The organism is Agrococcus carbonis (assembly GCF_900104705.1).
In the GTDB taxonomy this organism is placed as follows: Bacteria; Actinomycetota; Actinomycetes; order Actinomycetales; family Microbacteriaceae; genus Agrococcus; species Agrococcus carbonis.
In genome coordinates this window covers 2672594-2697423 of record NZ_LT629734.1, presented here as the reverse complement: position 1 = coordinate 2697423, position 24830 = coordinate 2672594, and the positions used below count along the sequence as shown (strand labels likewise).

Here is a 24830-nt window from a genome sequence, read left to right as displayed (position 1 = left end):
TGCGGACAGGGCGAGCTGCCGCGTCGCGCGCTCCGTTCACCCGCCGGTCGAGGAGGCCGCGGGCGCAGCCCGCTGCCGTCACGAGGCCCCTTGCACCGGCGGCTCGCTCCTGCGATCTCGTGACGCGAGCGGCCGCAGGCCGCGCGCTCCTCGATCTACGGACAGGGCAACTCGCTCCTGCGATCTCGTGACGCGAGCGGTCGGAGGCCGCGCGCTCCTCGATCTACGGACAGGGCAACTCGCTCCTCCGATCTCGTGACGCGAGCGGCCGCAGGCCGCGCGCTCCTCGATCTGCGGACAGGGCCGCTCGCTCCTGCGATCTCGGCACGCGAGCGGCCTGAGGCCGCGCGCTCCTCGATCTGCGGACAGGGCCGCTCGCTCCTTCGATCTCGTGACGCGGGCGGCCGGAGGCCGCGCGCTCCTCGATCTACGGACAGGGCGGCTACTGGCCGGGGGCGCCGCGGGGGTCGAGGCCGGCGGCGCGGCGCGAGCGCTCGATGCCGCGTGCCTTGGCGAAGCAGTAGAGCCACAGGCCGATGAGCACGGCGGCGACGACGCCCCACACCGGCTCGACGAAGGCCAGCGCCGCGACCGCGACCTGCGCGACGAGGCTCACGATCCAGCCCCACGCGTGGCGCAGCAGCGGCATCGTCGCGACGAGCAGCACGCCGACCGCAGCGAACGCCACGGGCGCCGGCCAGTCGCGCGTCACGCCCCACACCGCGAGCGTGCCGAAGGCGATGCCGGATGCCTGCAGGCCGTGCACGATGCGCAGCAGCGCCTCCATCGCGCCCCGCTGCGGGCGCGGCTTACGTGCCTTCGCAGCCTCCGCGGGCTCGGGCGTCGGGTCGGCCTTGCTCACTGCTCCTCCTCCAGCCCCAGCTGCTCCTCGAGCTCGGGCGCGTCCAGCTGCACGGTCGCCGCCTGGCGGCGCGCATCGGGCCGCACGAGCCAGCCGGCCTCGCGCGCCTGGGCGAGCACGTCGCCGAGCAGCGTGATCGATCCCGTCACGACGACGGCGCCGCCGCGGTCGCTCGCCGCGTCGCGCGCCGTCTCGACCGCGGTCGCGAGGTCGGGCTCGACGAGCACGCGGTCGGCACCGAGCACCGCGACCGCGTGCGCGGCGAGGTCGTCGGCGTCGAGCGCCCGCTCGGAGGTCGACTGGGTCACCACGACCTCGTCGATCACCGGCTCGAGCTCGGTGAGCACGCCGACGGCGTCCTTGCCGGCGAGCACGCCGAGCACGAGCGTCACGCGCTCGAGCCCGAAGTACTCCCCGAGCGCCGCGCGCAGCGCCGCCGCGCCGTGCGGGTTGTGCGCGGCGTCGATGACGACGAGCGGATGCGCGCCGATCGTGTCGAGGCGGCCGGGCGACGTCGCCGCCGCGAGGCCGTCGGCGAGCACGTGCGCCGTCATCGCCTGCGCGCCGCCGCCGAGGAACGCCTCGACGGCGATGAGCGCGAGCGCGGCGTTGCGCCCCTGGTGCGCCCCCATGAGCGGCACGAGCTGGTCGAGGTACTCGGCGGCGAGGCCGCGCACGCTGATGAGCTGCCCGCCGACCGCGACCGACTGCTCCTCGAGCGAGAAGTCGCGCCCGTCGACGAGCAGCCGCGCGCCCACCTCCGCGGCCCGCTCCTCGAGCGCCGCGAGCGCCTCGGGCGCCTGCGCGGCCGAGACGACGATCGCGTCGGGCTTGATGATCCCGGCCTTCTCGCGCGCGATCGCCCCGACGGTCGTGCCGAGCCGGTTCGTGTGGTCGAGCGCGATCGGCGTGATGACCGCGACGTCGCCATCGGCCACGTTCGTCGAGTCCCACGTGCCGCCCATGCCGACCTCGACGACGGCCACGTCGACCGGCGCATCCGCCATGATCGCGAACGCGAGCACCGTGAACGCCTCGAAGAACGTCAGCCGGCGCTCCCCCTTCGCCGCGAGCTCGGCGTCGACCATCTCGAGGAACGGTGCGATGTCGTCGTAGCCGCGCGCGAACGCCTCGTCGGAGACCGGCTCGCCGTCGATCATGATGCGCTCGTTGACGCGCTCGAGGTGCGGGCTCGTGAGCATGCCGGTGCGCAGCCCGTGGGCGCGCAGCAGCGCGTCGGCGATGCGGGCGGTCGAGCCCTTGCCGTTCGTGCCGGTGATGTGCACGACCCGGAACGAGCGCTGCGGATCGCCGAGCAGCTCGACGGCCCGGCGCGTCGCCTCGATGCGCGGCTCGACGGCCTGCTCCCCCGCGCGCTCGAGCAGCGCCTCGTACGCCGCGCGGGCCGCGTCGGCGTGCCCGAGCGACTCGAGGATGCGGTCGTCGACGTCGGGCTCGTCGCCCGGCCGGTCGTCGGTCATGCCTGCGCCTCCGCCCGCGCCTCGACGCGCTCGAGCGCGATCGCGAGCGGCGAGCCGTCGCCCACGCGGTGCGCCGTGCGGCCGTCGGCGAGCTCGCCCATCGTGTCGTCGACCCGGTCGAGCACGAGTTCGACCGCGAGGGTCTCGGCCATCACGAGCTCGCGGTTCGCCTCGAGCGCTGCCACGCCGTGGGCGTCGCTGCCGAGGGTGAGGCGGATGCGGTCGCTCACGTCGAGGCCCGCGTCCTTCCGCGCCGACTGCACGGCACGCACGACGTCGCGCGCGAGGCCCTCGGCCTCGAGCTCGGGCGTCGTGGCGGTGTCGAGCACGACGAAGCCGCCGCCGGGCAAGAACCCGACCGCCGCTGTCTCGTCGGCGACCTCGAGCGCGAGCTCGTACTCGCCCTCGACGAGCCCGATGCCGCCCGCGACGACCGACTCGCCCTCGACCGACCAGTCGCCCGCGCGCGCCGCCTGGATGGCCTGCTGCACGTCCTTGCCGAGGCGCGGCCCCGCCGCGCGGGCGTTGACCTGCAGGCGGCGCGAGATGCCGTAGCGCTCGAGCGCGTCGTCGCCCGCGGCCTCGAGCACGACCTCGCGCACGTTGAGCTCGTCGCGCAGCACGCCCGTGAACGCCGTCACGTCCTCCGCGCCGACCACGGTGAGCGTCGGCAGCGGCAGGCGCACGCGCTTGCGCGCCTGCTTGCGCAGGGCGTTCCCGATCGAGGCGATCGAGCGCACCGCGTCCATCTGCGCGACGAGCGCGTCGTCGGCGGGCAGCGCCGACGCATCCGGCCAGTCGGTCAGGTGCACCGAGCGCCCGCCCGTCAGCCCCCGCCAGACCTCCTCCGTCACGAGCGGCGACAGCGGCGCGGCGAGGCGCGTGAGCGTCTCGAGCACCGTGTAGAGCGTGTCGAAGGCGCCGGATCCCGAGCCGTCGGCGGCCACGCCCTCCCAGAAGCGGTCGCGCGAGCGCCGCACGTACCAGTTGGTGAGCACGTCGAGGAACTCGCGCACCGCGAGCGTCGCCCCGGTCGCGTCGAGCCGGTCGAGCGCGGCCGTCGCGGTCTCGACCGTCCCGCGCAGCTTCGCGAGGATGTAGCGGTCGAGCACGTCGTCGGATGCGGTGGAGTGCTTCGCGAGGTAGGGCTCGCCATCGGCGGCGCGGTTGGCGTAGGTCGCGAAGAAGTACCACGTCGACCACAGCGGCAGGTGGAACTGCCGGAGCGCCTCGCGGATGCCCTCCTCCGAGACGACGAAGTTGCCGCCCCTGAGGATCGAGCCCTGCAGCAGGTTCCAGCGCACCGCATCCGATCCGTACGCGTCGAACGACTCGTTGACGTCGGGGTAGTTGCGGCGCGACTTCGACGCCTTGAAGCCGTCGTCGCCGAGGATGATGCCGTGGCTGATGACGTTCTCGAACGCCGGCCGCCCGAAGAGCGCGACCGACAGCACGTGCATGACGTAGAACCAGCCGCGCGTCTGCCCGATGTACTCGACGATGTAGTCGGCGGGGCTGTGCTCGGCGAACCACTGCTCGTTCTCGAACGGGTAGTGGAACTGCGCGAACGGCATCGAGCCCGAGTCGAACCACACGTCGAGCACGTCGGGGATGCGCCGCATCGTGCTCTTGCCGGTCGGGTCGTCGGGGTTCGGCCGCGTGAGCTCGTCGATCGCCGGGCGGTGCAGGTCGGTGGGCCGCACGCCGAAGTCGCGCTCGAGCTCGTCGAGCGAGCCGTACACGTCGGTGCGCGGGTGGTTCGGGTCGTCGCTCACCCACACCGGGATGGGGCTGCCCCAGTAGCGGTTGCGGCTGATCGACCAGTCGCGCGCGCCCTCGAGCCACTTGCCGAACTGCCCGTGCTTGACGTTCTCGGGCACCCAGGTGATCTGCTCGTTCGCGGCGAGCAGGTCGTCCTTGATGTCGGTGACGCGCACGAACCAGCTCGAGACCGCCTTGTAGATCAGCGGCGTGCGGCAGCGCCAGCAGTGCGGGTAGGAGTGCACGTAGCTCGCCTGCCGCAGCACGCGGCCGGCCTCCTTGAGCATCTTCGAGAGCTGCTTGTTGGCGTCGAAGACCTGCTGGCCCGCGACGGGCGCGACGACGTCGAGGAACCGCCCGCCGTCGTCGACCGAGAGGATCGTGGGGATGCCCGCGGCGGTCGCGACGCGCTGGTCGTCCTCGCCGTAGGCGGGTGCCTGGTGCACGATGCCCGTGCCCTCGCCGGTGGCGACGTAGTCGTCGACGAGGATCTGGAAGGCGTGCTCGGTGCCCCAGACGGATGCGTCGGCGAAGAAGTCGAACAGGGGCTCGTACGTGAGCCCTGCGAGCTCGGCGCCGGCGAGCGTGCGCGCGGTCGCGGCGATCGCCTCCTCGGCGGAGTCGTAGCCGAGGTCCTTGAAGTAGGCCGGCACCGTGTCGGCGGCGAGCAGGAAGGCGCCCGAGCCGGCGGTCGTGCCGTTCGTGCCCGCGGGCACGACGGCGTAGTCGATCGCGGGGCCGACCGCGAGCGCGAGGTTGGTCGGCAGCGTCCACGGCGTCGTCGTCCACGCGAGCGCCTGCACGCCCGACAGCCCCAGCGCATCCGCCCGCTCGCCCGTGAGCGGGAACGTGACGGTGAGCGTCGTGTCCTGGCGATCCTGGTAGACGTCGTCGTCCATGCGGAGCTCGTGGTTCGACAGCGGCGTCTCGTCGCGCCAGCAGTACGGCAGCACGCGGTAGCCCTGGTATGCGAGGCCCTTGTCGTAGAGGGTCTTGAACGCCCAGATGACGCTCTCCATGTAGTCGAGGTCGAGCGTCTTGTAGCCGCCGTCGAAGTCGACCCAGCGGGCCTGGCGGGTGACGTAGTCCTCCCACTCGTCCACGTAGCGCAGCACCGACTCGCGCGCCTTGCCGTTGAAGACGTCGACGCCCATGGCCTCGATCTCGGCCTTCTCGGTGATGCCGAGCTGCTTCATCGCCTCGAGCTCGGCGGGCAGCCCGTGCGTGTCCCAGCCGAACACGCGCGGCACGTACTTGCCGCGCATGGTCTGGAACCGCGGGAAGACGTCCTTCGCGTAGCCCGTGAGCAGGTGGCCGTAGTGCGGCAGGCCGTTGGCGAAGGGCGGGCCGTCGTAGAAGACCCACTCCTCGCAGCCCTTGCGCTGCTCGACCGAGGCGCGGAAGGTGTCGTCGCCCTTCCAGAAGGCGAGGATGCCGCGCTCGACGGCGGGCAGGTTCGGGCTCGCGACGACGGGCTCGTCGCTCGAGAGCGGGTAGCGCTGCTGATCGGTCACTGCGGTCTCCTGCATCCTGTCGTTCCTCGGATGCGGGGACGCTCTCGCGCGGTACCACCCCGCTTGCGGCCCGATCGCTCGGGTCGCCGCTTCGTGCCTGCAGCTGCGCAGGCGCTCCGGCTGTGACGGGCCTGCCCCGTTCGGATCTACTGAGCGGCCGCCGCCCCTCTCGGTGCGTCAGCCGCCGTTCTCCCGACCGCTCCCCGGTGATGGCCGGATCGGTGCGTGTAGGTCGATCCTACCGCGCCGATCCGGCCGTCGTCACGTCGCTCGTGCGGCCGGGTGCGTCAGTCCTGGCCGCTCAGGCGCACGCTGCCGGCGCTCACCTCGACGTCGATCGTCGAGGTCGCGCTCGGGTCGTCGACGACGCGCACGTCGGAGCTGCCGGCGGAGGCGTCCTCGGTGACGGCGTACTCGCCGTCGGGGATCGTCAGCTCGACACTGCCTGCGCTCACCGTCGCGTCGATCGCGTCGGGCTGGTCGCCCGAGATCGCACCGACCACGCGGCCCGCGCTCACGTCGATGCCGACGGTGCCGACGTCGGCGACGTCGAGGCGCGCCTCGCCCGCGGCGACCTGCACGGTGAGGTCGTCGGCCGTGCCGCCGATGTCGACGTTGCCGGCGCTGAGGTCGACGGATGCGGTGCCCCAGTCGGCGGATGCGTCGAGGCTGCCGGCCGAGACGGTCGCGGTGAGGTCGACGCCGTCGTGCTCGAGCGCAGCGGGGAGGGTGAGCACGGCCTGCTCCTCGCCGACGCGGTCGCCGAACATGATGCCGAAGCCGAACCAGCGCCAGCCGCGGTCGCTGTCGACCACGAGGGCGTCGCCCGAGCGCTCGAGGCGCCACTGCTGGGCGGGGCCGCCCGCCGTCGTGACGTCGAGGGTGGCCTCCTCGACGTCGGCGAAGCGGATCTCGAACGCGGCTGCGGAGCTGTCGATGCGCAGCTCCTCGACGCCGGCGGCGTCGGCGGTCGCGCTGCTGCTCGTCGCCGCGTGCGACGAGAAGCCCTGTACGAGCCCGCCGGCGATCGCCCACAGGGCACCGATGGCGCCGAGCACGATGAGCAGGACGGCGATCCAGCGGCCGGGCCGGTTGGAGGACGGGGGTGCCGGCTGCCACGCGGGCGACGGCTGGGGTGCGGGCGACGGCTGGGCAGCGGTCGGGTTGGGGACGGTCATCGGGGGCCTCCGGTGGCGTGGGGCGCGCTGGGCGGGTCGGTGAGGGTGGGGGCGTCGAGGTGGGCGAGCACCGCGAGCACGCGGCGGTTGCCGTCCTCGGGGTCGAGCTCGAGCTTCTGGAACACCGCCGAGATGTGCTTCTCGACGCTGCCGGCGGAGACGTACAGGCGGTCGGCGATCGTCTGGTTCGACGCGCCCTCCGCCATGAGGGCGAGCACCTGGCGCTCGCGCGGCGTGAGCCGCTCCATGCGGGTGTCGCGCCGGCGCCTGGCGAGCAGCTGGCTGACGACCTCGGGGTCGAGCACCGTGCCGCCACCGGCGACCTGGTCGACGGCCCGCAGGAAGTCGGCCACGTCGGCGACGCGGTCCTTCAGCAGGTAGCCGAAGCCCGCGGGGCCCGCGGCGATGAGGTCGGCCGCGTAGCGCTCCTCGACGTACTGCGAGAGCACGAGCACGCGGGGGCGGTCGCCGCGCGAGCGGATGCCGATCGCGGCGAGGATGCCCTCGTTCGTGCGCGTCGGCGGCATCCGCACGTCGAGGATCGCGAGATCGGGGTCGGTGGCCCTGATCGCGGCCTCGAGGGCCGTCGCGTCGGGCAGCTGGGCGACCACGTCGTGGCCGGCGTCGGTGAGGAGGCGGGCGATGCCCTCGCGGAGGAGGACGCTGTCCTCGCAGATCAGGATGCGCACGGGACGTCCACCTCGATCGCGGTCGGGCCCCCGGCGGGGCTGGAGAGGGTGAGGGTGCCGCCGACGCCCGCGATGCGGTGCGCGAGGCCGTCGATGCCGCCGCCGGGCAGCCGCTCGGCGCCGCCGACGCCGTCGTCCTCGACGCGCGCCCACAGGGTCGCGGGCGCGCCCTCGGCGTGGCGGGTGCGGATGGCGATGCGGATGCGGCTCGCGCGTGCGTGCTTCTGGGCGTTCGTGATGCCCTCGGCGATGGCGAAGTAGACGGCGGTCTCGGCGTCGCGGCTGCAGCGGCCCTCGATGCGGGCGTCGATCTCGACCGGGACGACGCTGCGGGCGGCGAGCGCCGACACGGCGGCGTCGAGGCCGCGGTCGTCGAGCACGGCGACGTGGATGCCGCGCGCGACCTGGCGCAGCTCCGTGACCGCCGACTTGGACGACGCGTGAGCCTCGTCGATGAGCCGCATGGCCGCAGCGGGGTCGGACTCGATCTTGTCGCGCGCCATGCCGAGCTGCATCGCGATGGAGACGAGGCGGGGCTGCACGCCGTCGTGGAGGTCGCGCTCGATGCGGGTGCGATCGAAGTCGGCGGCGCGCACGGCTCCGTGGCGGCGCTCGCGCTCGGCACGAGCCTCGCCCTCGAGTCGCTCGCGCTCGTCGGGCACGAGCAGGCCCACGGTGATGTTGCGGTGCGCGAGCGCGAGCCCGATGGTGCCGGCGACGCCGGCGGCGAACGCGAGCGGGCCGACGAGCGGCGCCCAGGCGACCGGCACGGCGATCGTCGTGAGCGGGATGGCGATCGACTCTGCGGCGCCGAGGCCCGCGAGCGCGAGCGGGATGCCGAGGCCGACGAGGCCCAGCAGCGGCAGCGTGAACGCGCCGAAGAGGCTCGCGAGGAAGAAGCTGAGCAGCGCCTTCCAGTGCTCGCCGTCGCTGACGATGCGCAGCAGGCGGTGCGGCACGCGGAGCCAGTCGCTGCGGGGCGACTCGCGCCAGACGGCGGGCGGCACGGGCTCGCCGTAGAGGCCGGCGACGCGCTCGCGCTCGAACCAGGCGACGCCGAGCATCGCGAGCATCGCGAGCGCGAGCAGGAGGAAGCCGACGAGCACGACGAGCGTGCCGACGCCGACGGCGGCGATCGTGACGATGCCGATGAGGACGGGGATGCCGATGCTGCCGAGCAGCGCGAGGTGCGCGACGGTGGCGAGGAGGGAGCCGGTGCGGTGCATGGCTCCACGCTAGGACGCGCCCGAGCCCGCGCACCGGCGGAGATCCGGAAGCCTTCTGGGGGCTATCCCCCACCGGTGCCCCATAGCCCGCGCCGGTACCCTCGCCGCATGACCGATCCGCACCGCACCGGCCCCCGGCTCCGCGCCGTCACCGCCGCCGTCGCCATGGCCGCCGCGCTCCTCCTGAGCGGCTGCGGGATGCTGCCCTCGCCGTCGCTGCCGACGCCGTCCGCGACCGCGCAGCCCGCACCCGAGGGCGAGCAGAGCGGCGAGCAGGAGGGCTCGCAGCCCGAGCAGTGCCGCCGCGTCATCGCCGACCTCGAGGGCATCGCCGCCGACGCGAGCCGCATCGCGACCACGGCGGGCACCGACCCGATCGGGGCGCTCGCGCTGGTGCGCGGCATGTCCGACCGCATCGGCGGGCTCGAGGCGCGCGTCACCGACCCCGAGCTGCTCGACCGCATCGAGCGCATCCAGACGGGCTGGGATGCCGTGTTCGCCGATGCCGGGGCCGCGACGTCGGGCGACCCCGAGGCCCTGCAGCGCGCGACCGACGGCCTGACGCAGCTCGGCGAGCAGGTGACCGCGCTCCAGGAGCTGTGCGCGGGGACGGCATGAGCGCGCCGCTGCTGGCCCTGCTCGACGGCTCGATCGTCGACGTGACGCAGCCGATCGTGCGCGCCGACGACCTCGGCGTCGTGCGCGGCGACGGCGTCTTCGACGCGACGCTCGCCCGCCGGGGCGCGGACGGGGTGCCGGAGGTGCGCGACCGCGAGGCGCACCTCGACCGCCTCGAGCGCTCCGCGCAGATCCTGCAGCTGCCGGTGCCCGACCGGGCCGGGTTCGAGCGCGCCATGGACGCGCTCGTCGCCGCGTGGGACTTCGACGCCGCACCCGAGGCGATCATCCGGCTCGTGCTCACGCGCGGGCCCGAGGGCGGGGGCGACCCCACGGCCTTCGCGCTCATGGCGCCGCTCGGCGCATCCGCGATCGCCGAGCGCGACCGGGGCGTATCGGTCACCCTGCTCGGCCGGGGCCACGACGGCGACGAGGTCGCGGCGATGCCGTGGCTGCTGCCCGGCGCGAAGAGCCTCTCGTACTCGATCAACATGGCCGCGAAGCGGCATGCGGCGCAGCACGGCTTCGACGACGTCGTCTTCGTCTCCCCCGCCGGGCTGCTGCTCGAGGGCCCGACGTCGACCCTCGTGGTCGACCGGGGCGGGCGGCTGCTGACGCCGCGGCAGGACGGCATCCTCGCCTCCATCACGCTCGACCACCTCATGCGCGACGCGCCTGCGGCGGGCCTCGACGTCGCGTTCGCGGCGCTCGAGCCCGAGGACCTCACGAGCGCCGACGGCGCGTGGCTCCTGTCGTCGGGGCGCCTGCTGGCACGCGTCACGAGCGTCGACGGCCGGCCGCTGCCGACCTCGCCGCTCGATGCGGCGCTGCGCCGCGTGCTCGGCGTCTGAGCCTCACCGCACCGCGGCCAGGAGCGCCGTGACCGCCTCGGGCGGCGCGCCCTCGTGCTGCACGACCACGAGCAGCTCGCCGCGCACCGCCGACTCGACGACGAGCGCGGCGTCGCCGGCGCGCAGCAGCACGATCGCGCCGTGCGCGCCGACGCCGGTCCCGAGCGTCCCGTCGGCGGTCGGGACGCCCGCGCACGCGACGCCGAGGGCGCGCAGCGCCGTGAGCGCCTCCCGCGCGACGGTGTCGCTCGGGTAGCGCACGAGCGCGAGGTCGAACGGCGCTCCCGGCGCGGGGTCGGCGGCGTAGGACGCGCTGGCCGCCTCGAGGCTCCCGGCGACCGCGGCGTCGGCGATCGCGGCGCACTCGGCGCTCGCGTCGCGGGCGGCGGCGACCGGCGCGATCGCGAGCGCCGCGGGCAGCTCGCGCGCGGGCAGCACGGCGCTCCAGGCCGCGGTGCGCTCGCGGTCGCCGTCGTGCCAGGCGAGCGGCGGCAGCGAGGCCGCCGCCGGCAGCCGTGCCGCGAGCCCGGCAGCCGCGGGCGGAGTCGGCTCGGGCGACGGCGCGGCCGTCGGCCGAGGCGTGGGCGTGGGCGTCACGGCGGGCGCGGGTGTCGCCGCAGGCGGCGTCGAGCCCGGCGGCCGGGGCGCGTCGGACGGGGGCGGCGGCGGCACGTACGGGCCGACGACCGTCGGCACCTCCGGCATCGGCACCTCCACCGGCGGCGAGAGCGGCGCGGGCTCGAGCACGACCGGCGGCGCGACGACGGCGGTCGGCGGGCTCGCGCTCGGCGCGTCGGGCAGCTGCTGCGGGGCCGGCTGCAGGCCGCAGCCCGTCAGCGCCGCGGCTGCGAGCACGCCCGCGGCGATCCTGACGGCGATCGGCCCGGGTCGCATGCCACCCATGATGCGCCCACCACGCTGGACGCGCCGTGCGACGCGGCCGTCAGCCGCGGGATCCGTCGGGCGCGCGCGACGCCGCCGCGAGCGGCGCGATCGCCGCCCGCACCGCGTCGGCCGCCGCGGGCCTGCCCGGCGTGCCCGCCCACGCGACGAGGGCCGCGCACGCGGCCGCCACGATCGCGACCGGGGCGACCGCCGCATCCGCCGACTCGGGCAGCGCGTCGCGCTCGAGCGCGAGCGCGAGCGCCGCGCGATCGACGAGCGGCTGCAGCCGTGCCGGCGCACCGTCGCGGAGCGCCTCGACCGCGCCCATCGCCGCCGCGTCGCGCAGCGCCGTGGGCGGGGCGCTGCCCCACGGCTCGACCGCGAGCGCGAGCGCCTCGACGAGCCGGTGCAGCGCGTCCCCCTCACCCGCCTCGAGCGCGGCGGCGGCGCGCTCGATCGCGGCGTCGAGCCCGACCCAGAGGGCGTCGGCCTTCGAGTCGCAGTACGCGAAGACGGTGCCGCGCGAGACGCCGGCGCGGCGTGCGATGTCGTCGACGCTCACCGCGTCGTAGCCGCGCTCGAGGAAGAGCTCGAGCGCCGCCTCGTGGATCGTCGCCGCGCTCGAGGCGCGCGGACGCCCGGGACCTCTCGACGATGCCATGGGAATCCCTCCTGAGGACTATTGTTGCACCCGGTACCGATATCGTGCCGACCCGCGCACCGAGGAGCATCCGTGAGCACCATCCCAGCCGCACCGCTGCGGCAGCCGACCTCGACGCGCCGCGTCGCCGCCGCGGCGACCGTCGGCACCGCGCTCGAGTCGTACGACTTCTACGCCTACTCGTACTTCGCGGCGTTCTTCGCCGGGCCGTTCTTCTTCTCGGCCCTCGGCGAGACCGGGGCCCTCCTGGCCTCCTTCGCGACGATCGGCATCGCCTTCGTCGTGCGGCCGATCGGCGCCGTGCTCTTCGGCCACCTCGGCGACCGCATCGGCCGCCGCTCGACGCTGCTCATCACGATCACGCTCATGGGCATCGCCACGGGCCTCGTGGGCCTCCTGCCCACCGGCGAGGGCTGGGCGGCGTTCGGCGCCGTCGCGCTCGTCGTGCTGCGCATCGTGCAGGGCCTCTCGCTCGGCGGCGAATGGGGCGGGGCGGTGCTGCTGGCCACCGAGCACGCCGACGCCCGCCGGCGCCCGTTCTTCGCGTCGCTGCCGCAGCTCGGCTCCCCCATCGGCTCGGTCGCCGCGGGCGGCCTCATGCTCGCGATGTTCTTCGGGCTCGGCCCCGAGGCGATGGCGGCGTGGGGCTGGCGCGTGCCGTTCCTCATCGCGATCCCGCTCATCGCCGTCTCGCTCTACCTGCGCTGGTCGATCGACGAGACGCCGGTGTTCAAAGAGCTCGCCGAGCGCGGCGAGCGTGCCAAGAACCCGGTGTGGGCGGCCATCCGCACGCAGCCGGCGGCCTTCGGCGTCGCGATCCTCGTGGCCCTCCTCGGCATCGGCTCGTACTCGCTCATGAACACGTACACGATGGGCTACGGCGTCACGGCGCTCGGCTTCGACGAGATGCAGCTGCTCACCGCGGCGACGATCGGCGGCCTGCTGCAGTTCGTGACCGTGCCGCTGTTCGGCGTGCTCGCGACCCGCATCGGCTCGGCCCGCGTCGTCGCGCTCGGCGCGCTCGGCACGCTGCTCATCGCGTTCCCGATCTACTGGCTGCTCGGCTCGGCGACCTTCGCGGTGCTCGTCGCGCTTATGATCATCGGCGGCATCCTGCCGACCGCGTCGTGGGCGGCGCTCGGCGGCACGATGCAGGAGCTCTTCCGCGGCCGCCACGCCTACTCCGCGCTCTCGGTCGCGTACGCGCTCGCCGCCGTGCTCTCGGGCTTCATCCCCTCCATCACAGCCGCCCTCGGCGCCGCGACCGACGAGGCGTGGTGGCACCCGGGGCTCGTGCTGGCGCTGCTCTCGGCGCTCACGCTCGTCGGCGCGGTCATCGCGGGCCGGATGCGCAAGCTCGGCGACGAGGACGCCGACGCCGCGCAGGCGGCCGTCGCCGAGACGGTGCCCGAGCCCGCCTGACGCGCGGCGCGCATCCGCCGCCCCGCCGGTCGCGCCGACGGCGGATCGGCGAGGATGGACGCATGGCGAGGCCCACGATCGCGCGGACCGCGAGCGCCGAGATCGAGATCTCCCGCTCGCGGTTCCTCGCGACCGCCCACCGCATCGGCTCCCTCGACGACCTCCCCGAGCTCGTGCGCGCCGCGCGCCGCGCGCACCCCGACGCGCGGCACGTGTGCAGCGCCGCCGTCGCCGGACCGCACGGCGAGGCGAGCCGCTCGAACGACGACGGCGAGCCCGCGAGCACCGCCGGGGCGCCGATCCTCGCCGCGATCGCCGGCCGCGACCTCACCGACGTCGCGGTGCTCGTCGTGCGCTGGTTCGGCGGCGTCAAGCTCGGCACCGGCGGGCTCGTGCGCGCCTACGGCGGCATCGCGGCCGACGCGCTCGACGCCGCGGGGCGGCTCGCGCGCGTGCCCGCGACCGAGCTCGCAGGAGCCGTGCCCATCGCCGACGCCCCTCGCATCGAGCACGCGCTGCGCGCCGGCGGCTACGAGCCCGCGCTCGACTACGCGGCCGCCGAGGCAGGCCTGCGCATCACCGTCGAGGACGAGGCGCTCCCGGCCGCCGAGGCGCTCCTCGCGCAGCTCGGCGTGCGGCACGAGCGCGGCCGCGCGCTGCTGCTCGAGGTGCCCGGACCCCGCTGAGCCCGGCCTGCCGGGACGTGCGCTGCGCGCCGGCCGCAGTCAGCGCAGCGCGCGGGCGACCGCGACCGCCTGCGCGCCGTAGCCGCCGCCGAAGAGCATCGTGTGCACGAGGAGCGGCTGCAGCTGCTGCATCGGCACGCGCTCGCGCCAGCCGTCGGCGAGCGGCGACGCCTCGTCGTACGCGGCGAGCACCGTCTCGAGCCTCGGCAGCCCGAAGAGCGCGAGCATCGCGAGGTCGGTCTCCGCGTGCCCGCCCTGCGCGTGCGGGTCGATGAGCACCGCCCCGGTGTCGACATCCGACCACAGCACGTTCCCGCTCCACAGGTCGCCGTGGATGCGCGCGACCCCCGCGACGAGCGCGGGCTGCGGCGCGTCGAACGCGCCCTCGGCCATGCGGTCGACCGCGCGGGCGACGACCCGCGCATCCGCCGCGTCGAACCTGCCGAGCGCGATGCAGCGCTCGAGGATCGGCCGCACGGCGGTCGCCGCCCACGCCTCGCCCCACCCTTCGCCCGCGGGCTCGGGCGCGAGCGGCGTGCGCGACGAGCCGACCTCGAAGGGCGCGACGGCGCCGCTCGGCGGGCAGCAGTGCCACACGGCGCCGTGCGCGTGGAGCGCGGCGAGGCTGCGCCCGAGCGCCTCGGCGCGCTCCGCCGTCGCCGGCGCCGCTGCGACGTGCGCGACCCGCAGCGCCTCGCCGTCCAGTCGCGCCCGCGCGATGCGCGTGCCCCCGTGCGGCTCCGCCTCGGCGAGCCACGCGAGGCCCGCGGCCTCCATGCCGAGGGCCGAGGCCGGGCCGGTCTTGACGACGTCCATGCCCCGACCCTACGAGCGCGCCCCACGGCATCCGCCCCGCTAGCGTGGATCGCATGGCCCGCTCCCCCAAGCCCGCGCCCCTGTGGGTGCCGATCGTCGCCGCCGTCTGCTTCGCGCTCGCCGCGCTGCTGCAGGAGGACACGTTCGGCCGCGTCGCGTTCGGGATCGCCGCCGTCGCCCTCGGGCTCACCGCGCTCGTGCAGTGGCGGATGCGCCGCAGCGGGCGCGAGCGCGCGTAGGATCGGACGAGCAACAACCAGGCTTCATGCCGCACGAGCGGCGCAGACGCGAAGCCGCGCACATCGAAAGCGAGACGCCATGAGCGCCCAGCCCGCCGCATCCGGCATGCCCGAGAAGCCCGCCCTCGAAGGACTCGAGGAGAAGTGGGGCCAGCGCTGGGAGGAGGCCGGCACCTACCGCTTCGATGGCGTCGGCGCCGACGGCGCCCCGCTCGAGCGCGACGCGATCTACTCGATCGACACGCCGCCGCCGACCGCATCGGGCTCGCTGCACGTCGGCCACGTGTTCTCCTACACGCACACCGACCTCATCGCGCGCTACCAGCGCATGCGCGGCAAGCACGTCTTCTACCCCATGGGCTGGGACGACAACGGCCTCCCGACCGAGCGCCGCGTGCAGAACTACTACGGCGTGCGCGTCGACCCGACGCTCGCGTACGACCCCGACTTCACGCCCCCGCAGGAGGGCGGCGAGGGCAAGAGCGCGAAGGCCGCCGACCAGGTGCCCGTCTCGCGCCGCAACTTCATCGAGCTGTGCGAGCGCCTCACCGAGGAGGACGAGGAGAAGTTCGAGCACCTGTGGCGCACGCTCGGGCTCTCGGTCGACTGGCAGCAGTCGTACCGCACGATCTCCGACGACGCCCGGCGCACGTCGCAGCTCGCGTTCCTGCGCAACCTCGAGCGGGGCGAGGCGTACCAGGCGGATGCGCCGACGCTGTGGGACGTCACGTTCCGCACCGCGGTGGCCCAGGCCGAGCTCGAGGATCGCGAGCAGCCCGGCGCGTACCACACGCTGCTCTTCACGAGCGAGGAGGGCGACCTCCGCATCGAGACGACGCGGCCGGAGCTGCTGCCCTCGTGCGTCGCCGTCGTCGCGCACCCCGACGACGAGCGCTACCGCCACCTGTTCGGCACGACGGTGACGACGCCGGTGTTCGGCGTCGAGGTGCCGTTCGTCGCGCACGAGCTCGCCCAGGTCGACAAGGGCACGGGCGTCGCGATGATCTGCACGTTCGGCGACGTGACCGACGTCATCTGGTGGCGCGAGCTCGACCTGCCGAGCCGCTCGGTGATCGGCTTCGACGGCCGCTTCGTCGCCGAGGCCCCCGAGGCGCTCGCGAGCGACGCGGCGAAGGCCGCCTACGCGGAGCTCGCCGGGAAGACCGTCTTCAGCGCGAAGAAGGCGATGGTCGAGCAGCTGCAGGCCGCCGGCCGCATGGTGGGCGACCCCAAGCCCATCCAGCACCCGGTGAAGTTCTACGAGAAGGGCGACAAGCCGCTCGAGATCGTCTCGACGCTGCAGTGGTACATCAAGAACGGCGGTCGCGACACCGAGCTGCAGGAGCGGCTCATCGGGCACGGGCGCGAGATCGCGTGGCACCCCGAGCACATGCGCACGCGCTACGAGAACTGGGTGCAGGGCCTCAACGGCGACTGGCTCATCTCGCGCCAGCGCTTCTTCGGTGTGCCGATCCCGGTCTGGTACCGCCTCGACGAGGCGGGCGAGCGCATCCCCGGCGACGTGCTGCTGCCGACGCCCGACCAGCTGCCCCTCGACCCCTCGACCGACGTGCCCGCGGGCTTCGACGAGTCGCAGCGCGGCGCACCGGGCGGCTTCGAGGGCGAGGTCGACATCATGGACACGTGGGCGACGTCGTCGCTCACCCCGCAGCTCGCCGGCGGCTGGGCCGACGACTCGGCGCTGTGGCAGCAGATCACCCCGTTCGACCTGCGGCCGCAGGGCCAGGACATCATCCGCACCTGGCTCTTCTCGACCCTGCTGCGCTCGATGTTCGAGGACGGCCGGGCCCCGTGGAAGCACGCGGCGCTCTCGGGCTGGATCCTCGACCCCGACCGCAAGAAGATGTCGAAGTCGAAGGGCAACGTCGTCACGCCCCTCGGCATGCTCGAGGAGCACGGCTCCGACGGCGTGCGCTACTGGGCGGCGTCGTCGCGGCTCGGCGTCGACGCGACGCTCGACCCGCAGAACCCGAAGATGATCAAGATCGGCCGGCGCCTCGCGATGAAGGTGCTGAACGCCGCGAAGTTCGTGCTCTCGATGGAGGGTCAGCCCGGTGACGTGACCGAGCGGCTCGACCGCGAGATGCTCGCCGAGCTCGCCGACGTCGTGCGCGCCGCGACGCGCGCGTTCGAGTCGTACGACCACGCCAAGGCCCTCGAGGTGACGGAAGGCTTCTTCTGGACGTTCTGCGACGACTACCTCGAGCTCGTCAAGGAGCGCGCCTACACGGGCGAGGCGGCCGGACGCGGCTCGGCGATCGCGGCGCTGCGCCTCGCGATCGACGTGCAGCTGCGCCTGCTCGCGCCATTCCTGCCGTTCGCGACCGAAGAGGTCTGGTCGTGGTCGCACGAGGGCTCGATCCACGTGAGCGCGTGGCCGACGCCCGAGGAGCTCGGCAACGGCGAGCTCGGCGCGGGGGCGACCGGGATGCTCGACACGGTGGGCCGCGCGCTCATCGGCATCCGCCGGGCGAAGACGGATGCGAAGGCGAGCCAGAAGACGCCCGTCGCGTCGGCCGTCATCGCCGTCCCCGGGGCGCTCCGCGAGCACCTCGAGGCCGCCGCCGGCGACCTGCGCGCCGTCGGCCGCATCCAGGACCTCGAGCTCGTCGAGGCGGACGAGCTCGCCGTGCGCGAGATCGTGCTCGAGGAGGCCTGATGCAGATCGGCACCCGCTGGCCGGTCGGCGGCGAGCCGCCGGCCGCGGTGCCGGTCGCGATGCGCGCGGCGATCGCCGACGAGGAGCGCACGCTCGTCGAGCTCGGCGCCGACACCGCCGCGTGGCGGTGGACGCTCACCTTCCTCGAGGGCCAGCCCGTCGTCGAGCTCGACGACGGCACGACGATCCGGCTCGACGGGGACGACGTGCTCGTCACGCGCGAGCAGCCGTAGGTCCGCCACGCTGGTCGACTAGGTCGGCGCAGCCGGCCGTATCGAGACCCGCCACCCGCGTCTCGATACGCCCCTTCGGGGCTCCTCGACGACCGAGTGTGGTCACGCTGGTCGAGTAGGCCGGCGTAGCCGGCCGTATCGAGACCCATCACCTGCGTCTCGATACGCCCCTTCGGGGCTACTCGACGACCGAGCGTGGCGTCACTCCCGCGCGAGGATCCACCCGTGCAGCATGGCCATCCAGCCGTCCTCGTCGCGCTGCCACGCCGCCCACGCGTCGGAGATCGCCTGGCGCTCCGCCGCATCCGCGAGCCCGAGCCGCTCGGTGCCGTCGGCGAAGGCCGAGTGCAGCGCGCGCTCGACCCACTGCCCGCCCCAGAAGTCCCGGCCCCGCTGCGTCTCGAAGCACCACGTCTCGACGTCGGTCTCGATGCTCGTGAAGCCCGCGGCCCGCGCCCACGCCTTCAGCTTGGCTCCCGCGTCGCCGTCGCCGCCGTTCGCCGACTGCAGCCGGCCGACGAGGTCGCGCCAGCGCGCGAGCTCGGGCGTGAGCGGATGGATCGTGGTCGCCGAGTAGACGACGTCGCGCGCCGCGACCACCTCGCCGACCGCCCGCCACGCGCGCAGCGCCGCGACCGGGTCGCCGAGATGCTGCAGCACCTGGTGCGCGTGCACGATGTCGTAGCGCTCGGCGGGCGTGGGGTCGTAGGCGTCGCCGACCTCGAAGACGGCGTTGACGATCCCGGCCTCCGCCGCCGCGGCACGCGCGGTCTCGACCACCTCGGCGCTCGCGTCGATGCCCACGACGAGCCCCGCATCCCCCACCCGACGGGCGAGGTCGATCGTGATCGACCCCGGCCCGCAGCCCACGTCGAGGATCCGCATGCCCGGCTCCACGAGCGGCGACAGGTAGGCGGCGGAGTTCGCGACGGTGCGGGCGGCATGCGCGGCCACCACGGATGCGTGGTGGCCATGCGTGTAGGTTGCAGCGGTCATACGCAGACTGTATAGCCAAGTCGCTGCCTCGGCCGCCGCTTAGGGTGGATCGCATGACCAACCCCTTCCTGACGCCCAGCGCGCTCCCCTACCAGCTGCCGCCGTTCGCCGACATCCGCGACGAGCACTACGAGGAGGCGCTCGAGGCGGGCTTCGAGGAGCAGACGCGCGAGGTGCAGGCGATCGTCGAGGCCGACGACGCGCCCACGTTCGAGAACACGATCGAGGCGCTCGAGCGCAGCGGCCAGACGCTCTCGCGCGTCGCGCACGTGTTCTGGAGCATGACCTCGACCGATTCGACGCCGTTCCTCGAGGAGCTCGAGGAACGCTACGCGCCGCGCTTCGCCGCGCACGCCGACTCGATCACGCTCGACCCGCGCCTCTACGCGCGCGTGCGCGCCCTGCACGAGCAGCCCGACGCATCCTGGACCGCGGAGCAGCGCTACCTCGTGCAGCGCCAGCACACCGAGATGACCGTGGCGGGCGCGGGCCTCGACGATGCGGCGCGCGAGCGGCTCAAGGAGCTCAACCAGCAGATCGCGACGCTCACGACGCGCTTCGACAAGCACCTGCAGGCCGACACCAACGACCTCGCGGTCGTGATCGACGACGCCGCCGAGCTCGACGGCCTCTCGGACGGTGAGATCCAGGCCGCCGCGGCCGCCGCCGCCGACCGAGGCCTCGAGGGCAAGCACCTCGTCACCCTCCCGCTGTTCTCGGGCCACCCGTGGCTCGCGTCGCTCACGAACCGCGACGTGCGGCGCCGCATCATGGAGGCCTCGCTCGCGCGCGGCACGCGCGGCAACGAGCACGACAACCGCGCGACCGTGCTCGAGCTCACCGCGCTCCGCGCCGAGCGCGCGCAGCTGCTGGGGTTCGCCACGCACGCGCACGCGATCACCGCCGACGAGACCGCCGGCTCCCCCGACGCCGTCATGGCGATGCTCACGCGGCTCGCCGCCCCCGCGGCTGTCAACGCGCGCGCAGAGGCGGCGGCGCTCCAGGCGCAGATCGAGTCGGCGGGCGAGTCGTACGAGCTCGCCGCGTGGGACTGGGACTACTGGACCGAGAAGGAGCGCACCGCCCGCTTCGACGTCGACACCGCGGCGCTGCGGCCCTACTTCGAGGCCGAGCGCGTGCTGTGGGACGGCGTCTTCTACGCCGCGACCCAGGTGTACGGCATCACGTTCGAGGAGCGTCACGACCTCGTCGGCTACCACCCGGACGTGCGGGTGTTCGAGGTGCGCGACGAGGACGGCTCCGAGGTCGGCCTCTACCTGCTCGACCTCTACACGCGCGACTCGAAGCGCGGCGGCGCGTGGATGAACTCGCTCATCCAGCAGAACGCGCTGCTGGGGCAGCCGACCGTCGTGATGAACAACCTCAACGTGCCGAAGCCCCCGGCCGGCACGCCGACGCTGCTGACGTTCGACGAGACGACGACCCTCTTCCACGAGTTCGGGCACGCGCTGCACGGGCTCTTCGCGCGCGTCACCTACCCGTCGCTCGGCGGCACGAACGTCTTCCGCGACTTCGTCGAGTTCCCGAGCCAGGTGAACGAGATGTGGATGCTGTGGCCCGGCATCGTCGACCACTACGCCAAGCACATCGAGACGGGCGAGCCGCTGCCGGCCGACGTCATCGAGCGGCTGCAGGCGTCGGAGTCGTTCAACCAGGGGCACGACACGAGCGAGTACCTCGCCGCCGCGCTGCTCGACCAGGCGTGGCACGCGCGCACCGCGGGCGATGAGGTGACGGATGTCGCGGCATTCGAGCGCGACGCCCTCGACGCCGTGGGCCTGCTGAGCGAGACGGTGCCGACGCGCTACTCGACCGGCTACTTCCAGCACGTGTTCTCGGGCGGCTACTCGGCGGGCTACTACTCCTACATCTGGTCGGAGGTCATGGACGCCGACACCGTCGAGTGGTTCAAGCAGCAGCCGTCCATCCGCGAGGCCGGGCAGCGGTTCCGCGAGCGGCTGCTGGGCGTCGGCGGCTCGAAGGATCCGCTCGAGGCGTTCCGCGACTTCCGCGGCCGCGACGCCGAGATCGCGCCGCTGCTCGAGCGCCGCGGGCTCCAGGGGTAGCGCGGCGCAGCGCGGGCTCCAGGGGTAGCACAGAGCCATGACGGCACGCATCGCCCTGATCGGCTACGGGGCCATCGCCCGCGAGCTCGTCGAGCACCTCGCGCCCGAGCGCGAGGCAGGCGTCGTCGAGCTCGCGGGTGCCGTCGTGCGGCACCCCGAGCGGCACCCGTCGCCGCCCGGCGGGTTCGTCCCGATCGGCGAGGCAGCGGCCCGCGACCTGGTCGTCGAGTGCGCCGGCGTGGCCGCCGCGCGGCAGCACGGCCCGGCGCTCGTCGCGGCCGGCACCGCCCTGCTCGTGACGAGCGTCGGCGCGCTCGCGGATGCGGAGGTCGCGCGAGCGCTGCTCGGAGGGCCCGGCGAGCTCGTGCTGACGAGCGGCGCGATCGGCGGGCTCGACCTCATCCGAGCGGCGGCGCAGGCCGGCGGCCTCGACCGGGCGACGATCACGACGACGAAGACCGCGTCGTCGCTCGTGCAGCCGTGGATGGGTGCGGCGGAGGCCGCCCGCATCCGTGGTCTCGCCGAGCCGGAGCTGCTCTTCGACGGCACGCCCGCGGAGGCGATCGAGCGGTTCCCCGGGAACGTCAACGTCGCGGTCGCGCTCGGCATCGCGGCGCGCGGGCTCGGCGACATCGCCGACGGCCTCGCGAGGGTCCGGGTGCGCATCGTCGCCGACCCGCGCACGGACACCTCCACCCACGTCATCGGGGCCGAGGGCTCGAGCGGCGCCTACCGCTTCGAGATCGGCAACCGGCCCTCGCGCGCGAACCCCCGGACGAGCGCGCTGACCGCGCAGGCGGTGGCGGCCGACGTGCGCGCGTGGCTCGCTCGGCGGGGTCACGGCGCCGCTGGCCCGTGACCCGCAGCCCGTGACCCGCAGCCCCGTGACTTGCTGCCCCGTGACCCGCAGCCGCTACCGCGCGCGGCCGGCCTGCAGCACGAGCCAGATGAAGTAGGGGATGCCGACGAGGGCCGTCATGATGCCCGCCGGCAGCTGCGCGGGCGCGATGAGGGTGCGGCCGAGCGTGTCGGCGAGCAGCGTGAGCGAGCCGCCGAGCAGCGCCGCGAGCGGCAGCAGCACGCGGTGCCGCGCGCCCACGAGCGCGCGCGCCGCGTGGGGGGCCACGAGCCCCACGAACGCGACGACCCCGATCGCGGCGACCGCCGTCGAGGCGAGGACGACCGCGAGGGCGAGCGCGGTGATCTGCACGGCCGTCAGCCGCACGCCGAGCAGCCGCGGGGTCGCCTCGTCGAGCTGCGCGAGGTCGAGGTCGCGGTGCATCCACACGAGCGCGAGCACGGCGACGACGATCGCGACCGCGACCGGCGCGACGTCCTCGAAGCCGCGCCCGTAGGTGCTGCCGGCGAGCCACACGATCGCCTTGCCGCGGTTCCACGGGTCGGTGACGACGATGAGCATGCTCGTGAGCGCGGCGGTCGCCGCCGAGAGCGCGAGTCCGGTGAGCACGAGCCGCAGGCTCCCGAGCCGGCGCCAGCCGACGAGCAGCAGCACGACGACGCCGGCGAGCGCACCGCCGGCGAGGGCGCTGCCCGCGACCGCCCAGCCTGTCGCGACCGGCACGAGCGTGATGATCCCGACCGCGCCGAGGCCCGCGCCGCCCGCGACGCCGAGCAGGTAGGGCTCGGCGAGGGCGTTCCGCGCGACCGCCTGCACGAGCGCGCCGGAGAGCGCGAGCGCCGTGCCCGCGAGCACAGCCGCGGCGACGCGCGGCGCGCGCGAGTCGAGCGAGAGCCGCACCGCGTCGCCGGCGCGGCCCGCGAGCCAGTTGGCGACGTCGCCGAGCAGCAGCATGCGGTCGCCGAGCAGCACCGCTGCCACGACGAGCGCCGCGAGCACGACGGCCCCGATCGCGATCGGCGGCCACGCCCGGCGGGCGAGCGTGCGCGCACCGAGCACCGTCATCGACTCCGTCTCGGCAGCGCCGGCCATCGTGCGGGCGAGCACGATGATGCAGACTGCGCCGACGAGGCTCGTGACGACGCCCGTGGGCACGTCGAGCGAGGCGGAGCCGGGCAGCACGGCGCGCAGCAGGACGTCGGCGCCGACGACGAGCACGGCGCCGGCGAGCGCGGCGAGCGGGATCGCCACCACGTGCCGAGCGGCGCCGGGGATGCGAGCGGCGAGCATCCGCACGACGATGGGCGCCGCGAGCCCCACGAAGCCGATGGGCCCGGCGATCGCGACCGCAGCGGCGGCGAGCGCGACGGCAGCGATGAGGGTGCCGAGCCGCAGGCGGCCGACGCCGACGCCGATCGTCGTGGCCGCCTCCTCGCCGAGGGAGAGGACGTCGAGCCGACGGGAGAGCACCAGGAGCACCGCGATGCCGGCGAGCACGACGGGCAGCAGCTGCGCGACCGTGTCGATGCCGTTCTGCGACAGCCGGCCCACGCCCCACGCGTAGAGGCCCGCCGTCTCCTGCTCGTTGAGGATGATCGTGACGGTCACGACCGATTGCAGCGCGAGCGCGAGCGCGGTGCCGACGAGCACCATCTGCGTCGTCGACCCGCGGCCGCGCCCGATCGCCACGACCGCGAGGGCGGCGAGCAGCCCGCCCGCGAACGCGATGCCTGCCCCGCCGATGCCCGGCAGGCTGATGCCCGCGACCGCCGCGAACGCGATCGCCGCCCCCGCTCCCCCGTTGACGGCGAGCGTGTCGGGCGAGGCGAGCGGGTTGCCGGTGAGCGTCTGCATCGCATAGCCGGCGGCGCCGAGCGCGAGCCCGACGACGATCGCTGCGGCGATGCGCGGCAGCCGGCTCTCGACGATGACGGCGGCGTGGCCGCGCTCACCACCGAGCCAGCCCAGCAGCTCGTCGACCCCGAGGTCGGTGGTGCCCTGCGTGGCGTGCCAGCCCGAGAGCAGCACGAGCGCGACGAGGAGGGCCGCGCCGAGCGTGAGCCCTCCCGGTCGGACGCGCGTCACGGCGTGGGCGCGAGGGCCTCGACGAGCGCGTCGAGGTAGGCGGTCAGCGAGTGCACGCCGCCGAACAGCCAGATGCCGTCGGGCAGGCGGTGCACCTTGCCGGCCTGCACCGAGGGCAGCTCGTTCCAGATCGCGTTGGAGGCGAGCTGCTGGGTGAAGACGTCGCGGTCGCCGACCGTCATGTAGACGATGTGCGCCTCGTCGTCGAGCGCGGTGAGGCCCTCGACGTCGGTCACGCCGAGCCCGTACTGCGGGTCGCCCTCGCCCGGCCAGCCGTTGACGAAGCCGATCGACTCGAACGCGGCGGGCAGCAGCGCGCCGTCGGCGTACGGACGGATCTCGACCTGGCCGCCGTTCTCGTAGCCGTCGAGCTGCGCGACGGGCGTGCCGGTGAGCCCGGCCTCCTCGACGGCACCCGCGAGCTCCTCGACGTGCGCCTCGTAGTCGGCGATCGCCGTCTCGGCGGCGTCCTCGGCCCCGACGGCCTCGGCCACCAGGCGGAGGTCGTCGTACATCGTCTCGATCGGCGCGGATGCGTCGGCGCCCTGCAGCACGAGCACGGGCGCGATGGCCTCGAGGTCGGCGTAGGCGCCGGCGTCGCGCCCCGCGACGGCGACGATCAGGTCGGGCGCGAGCCCCGCGATCGCGTCGATCGACGGCTCGATGCGCGTGCCGACGTCGGCCGGCTCGCCCTCGAGCGGCGCGCCGACGCCCGCCCAGTCCTCGTAGCCCGCGACGTCCGCGACGCCGACGGGCGTGATGCCGACCGTCTGCAGGTGCTCGACGGCCACCCACTCGAGCGCGACGACGTCCTCGACGCCTGCCGGGATCTCGACGGCTTCGCCACGCGCATCCGTGACCGTGACGGCCTCGCCGGCCGCGTCGGGGGCGGAGCTCTGGGCCGGGGCCTCGGTGGTGCCGCACGCGGCGAGGGCGAGCGCGGTGAGCACCGCGGCGCCCGCGAGCAGCGGCCGCGTCAGGGTTCGCTGGGACATGGTCAG

Annotated in this window: 21 protein-coding genes; 9 read left to right on the top strand and 12 right to left on the bottom strand. The window is 74.5% G+C overall.

The window, feature by feature from the left end; all coding sequences use genetic code 11:
• Positions 1–442 precede the first annotated feature (442 nt).
• From BLT67_RS12905 to BLT67_RS12880, 6 genes are all read right to left on the bottom strand, one after another.
• Entirely contained in the window at positions 443–862 is a 420-nt protein-coding gene (locus tag BLT67_RS12905) for a DUF4233 domain-containing protein (protein WP_092667383.1), read from the bottom strand.
• Entirely contained in the window at positions 859–2343 is a 1485-nt protein-coding gene (locus tag BLT67_RS12900; protein ID WP_092667382.1) for a bifunctional folylpolyglutamate synthase/dihydrofolate synthase, read from the bottom strand. Before BLT67_RS12900 ends, BLT67_RS12905 begins: the two co-directional genes overlap by 4 nt.
• A complete protein-coding gene (gene ileS, locus BLT67_RS12895) occupies positions 2340–5633 on the bottom strand; it encodes an isoleucine--tRNA ligase (RefSeq protein ID WP_092667381.1) in 3294 nt (1097 codons plus the stop codon). The genes BLT67_RS12900 and ileS overlap by 4 nt, the downstream gene beginning before the upstream one ends.
• A gap of 272 nt (positions 5634–5905) precedes the next feature.
• Positions 5906–6796, bottom strand: coding sequence for a DUF4097 family beta strand repeat-containing protein (locus tag BLT67_RS12890; RefSeq protein ID WP_092667380.1), 891 nt, complete (start codon positions 6794–6796; stop codon positions 5906–5908).
• Positions 6793–7485 carry a LuxR C-terminal-related transcriptional regulator gene (locus tag BLT67_RS12885; RefSeq protein ID WP_092667379.1) on the bottom strand — a complete coding sequence of 231 codons (693 nt, stop codon included), beginning with the start codon at positions 7483–7485 and terminating at the stop codon, positions 6793–6795. The genes BLT67_RS12890 and BLT67_RS12885 overlap by 4 nt, the downstream gene beginning before the upstream one ends.
• Complete coding sequence (locus BLT67_RS12880) at positions 7473–8711, bottom strand: sensor histidine kinase (RefSeq protein ID WP_092667378.1); 1239 nt, start codon at positions 8709–8711, stop codon at positions 7473–7475. Before BLT67_RS12880 ends, BLT67_RS12885 begins: the two co-directional genes overlap by 13 nt.
• A gap of 108 nt (positions 8712–8819) precedes the next feature.
• Here BLT67_RS12880 and BLT67_RS12875 point away from each other — a divergent pair, with 108 nt between their 5' ends.
• Both BLT67_RS12875 and BLT67_RS12870 read left to right on the top strand, forming a co-directional pair.
• Positions 8820–9329 (top strand): hypothetical protein, encoded by a 510-nt coding sequence (locus BLT67_RS12875; protein ID WP_092667377.1) that lies wholly within the window; start codon positions 8820–8822, stop codon positions 9327–9329.
• Positions 9326–10180 (top strand): aminotransferase class IV, encoded by an 855-nt coding sequence (locus tag BLT67_RS12870; RefSeq protein WP_157674359.1) that lies wholly within the window; start codon positions 9326–9328, stop codon positions 10178–10180. Before BLT67_RS12875 ends, BLT67_RS12870 begins: the two co-directional genes overlap by 4 nt.
• Positions 10181–10183: 3 nt before the next feature.
• On the opposite strand, the gene BLT67_RS12865 is transcribed toward BLT67_RS12870, so the two are convergent.
• Together BLT67_RS12865 and BLT67_RS12860 are read right to left on the bottom strand one after the other, a co-directional pair.
• On the bottom strand, positions 10184–11074 hold the full coding sequence (locus BLT67_RS12865; protein WP_092667375.1) for a hypothetical protein: 891 nt from the start codon (positions 11072–11074) through the stop codon (positions 10184–10186).
• Between the two features lie 49 nt (positions 11075–11123).
• Positions 11124–11726, bottom strand: a complete 603-nt coding sequence (locus BLT67_RS12860; RefSeq protein WP_092667374.1) for a TetR/AcrR family transcriptional regulator — start codon at positions 11724–11726, stop codon at positions 11124–11126.
• A gap of 72 nt (positions 11727–11798) precedes the next feature.
• Between BLT67_RS12860 and BLT67_RS12855 the strand changes: the two genes are divergently transcribed.
• Together BLT67_RS12855 and BLT67_RS12850 are read left to right on the top strand one after the other, a co-directional pair.
• Complete coding sequence (locus BLT67_RS12855; protein WP_092667373.1) at positions 11799–13148, top strand: MFS transporter; 1350 nt, start codon at positions 11799–11801, stop codon at positions 13146–13148.
• Positions 13149–13210: 62 nt separating this feature from the next.
• Entirely contained in the window at positions 13211–13834 is a 624-nt protein-coding gene (locus BLT67_RS12850; RefSeq protein ID WP_092667372.1) for an IMPACT family protein, read from the top strand.
• Positions 13835–13873: 39 nt separating this feature from the next.
• Here BLT67_RS12850 and BLT67_RS12845 read toward each other — a convergent pair whose 3' ends face one another.
• Complete coding sequence (locus BLT67_RS12845) at positions 13874–14650, bottom strand: fructosamine kinase family protein (RefSeq protein ID WP_092667371.1); 777 nt, start codon at positions 14648–14650, stop codon at positions 13874–13876.
• 53 nt (positions 14651–14703) lie between these two features.
• Between BLT67_RS12845 and BLT67_RS12840 the strand changes: the two genes are divergently transcribed.
• The 3 genes from BLT67_RS12840 to BLT67_RS12830 all read left to right on the top strand — a co-directional run bounded on the left by BLT67_RS12840 (position 14704) and on the right by BLT67_RS12830 (position 17802).
• The gene (locus tag BLT67_RS12840; protein ID WP_092667370.1) at positions 14704–14889 is read left to right on the top strand and encodes a hypothetical protein; all 186 of its coding nucleotides are present in this window, start codon (positions 14704–14706) and stop codon (positions 14887–14889) included.
• Between the two features lie 79 nt (positions 14890–14968).
• Entirely contained in the window at positions 14969–17569 is a 2601-nt protein-coding gene (gene valS, locus BLT67_RS12835) for a valine--tRNA ligase (RefSeq protein ID WP_092667369.1), read from the top strand.
• Positions 17569–17802, top strand: coding sequence for a hypothetical protein (locus tag BLT67_RS12830; RefSeq protein ID WP_092667368.1), 234 nt, complete (start codon positions 17569–17571; stop codon positions 17800–17802). The genes valS and BLT67_RS12830 overlap by 1 nt, the downstream gene beginning before the upstream one ends.
• Positions 17803–18003: 201 nt before the next feature.
• Here BLT67_RS12830 and BLT67_RS12825 read toward each other — a convergent pair whose 3' ends face one another.
• Positions 18004–18798 (bottom strand): methyltransferase domain-containing protein, encoded by a 795-nt coding sequence (locus BLT67_RS12825; protein ID WP_092667367.1) that lies wholly within the window; start codon positions 18796–18798, stop codon positions 18004–18006.
• Positions 18799–18851: 53 nt separating this feature from the next.
• On the opposite strand from BLT67_RS12825, the gene BLT67_RS12820 reads away from it, so the two are divergent.
• Entirely contained in the window at positions 18852–20885 is a 2034-nt protein-coding gene (locus tag BLT67_RS12820; RefSeq protein ID WP_092667366.1) for a M3 family metallopeptidase, read from the top strand.
• A gap of 37 nt (positions 20886–20922) precedes the next feature.
• Entirely contained in the window at positions 20923–21744 is an 822-nt protein-coding gene (locus tag BLT67_RS12815) for an aspartate dehydrogenase domain-containing protein (protein ID WP_092667365.1), read from the top strand.
• 54 nt (positions 21745–21798) lie between these two features.
• On the opposite strand, the gene BLT67_RS12810 is transcribed toward BLT67_RS12815, so the two are convergent.
• Positions 21799–23829: an iron ABC transporter permease gene (locus BLT67_RS12810; protein ID WP_092667364.1), complete on the bottom strand. Its 2031-nt coding sequence runs from the start codon at positions 23827–23829 to the stop codon at positions 21799–21801.
• The gene (locus tag BLT67_RS12805) at positions 23826–24824 is read right to left on the bottom strand and encodes an ABC transporter substrate-binding protein (protein ID WP_092667363.1); all 999 of its coding nucleotides are present in this window, start codon (positions 24822–24824) and stop codon (positions 23826–23828) included. The genes BLT67_RS12810 and BLT67_RS12805 overlap by 4 nt, the downstream gene beginning before the upstream one ends.
• Positions 24825–24830 lie beyond the last annotated feature (6 nt).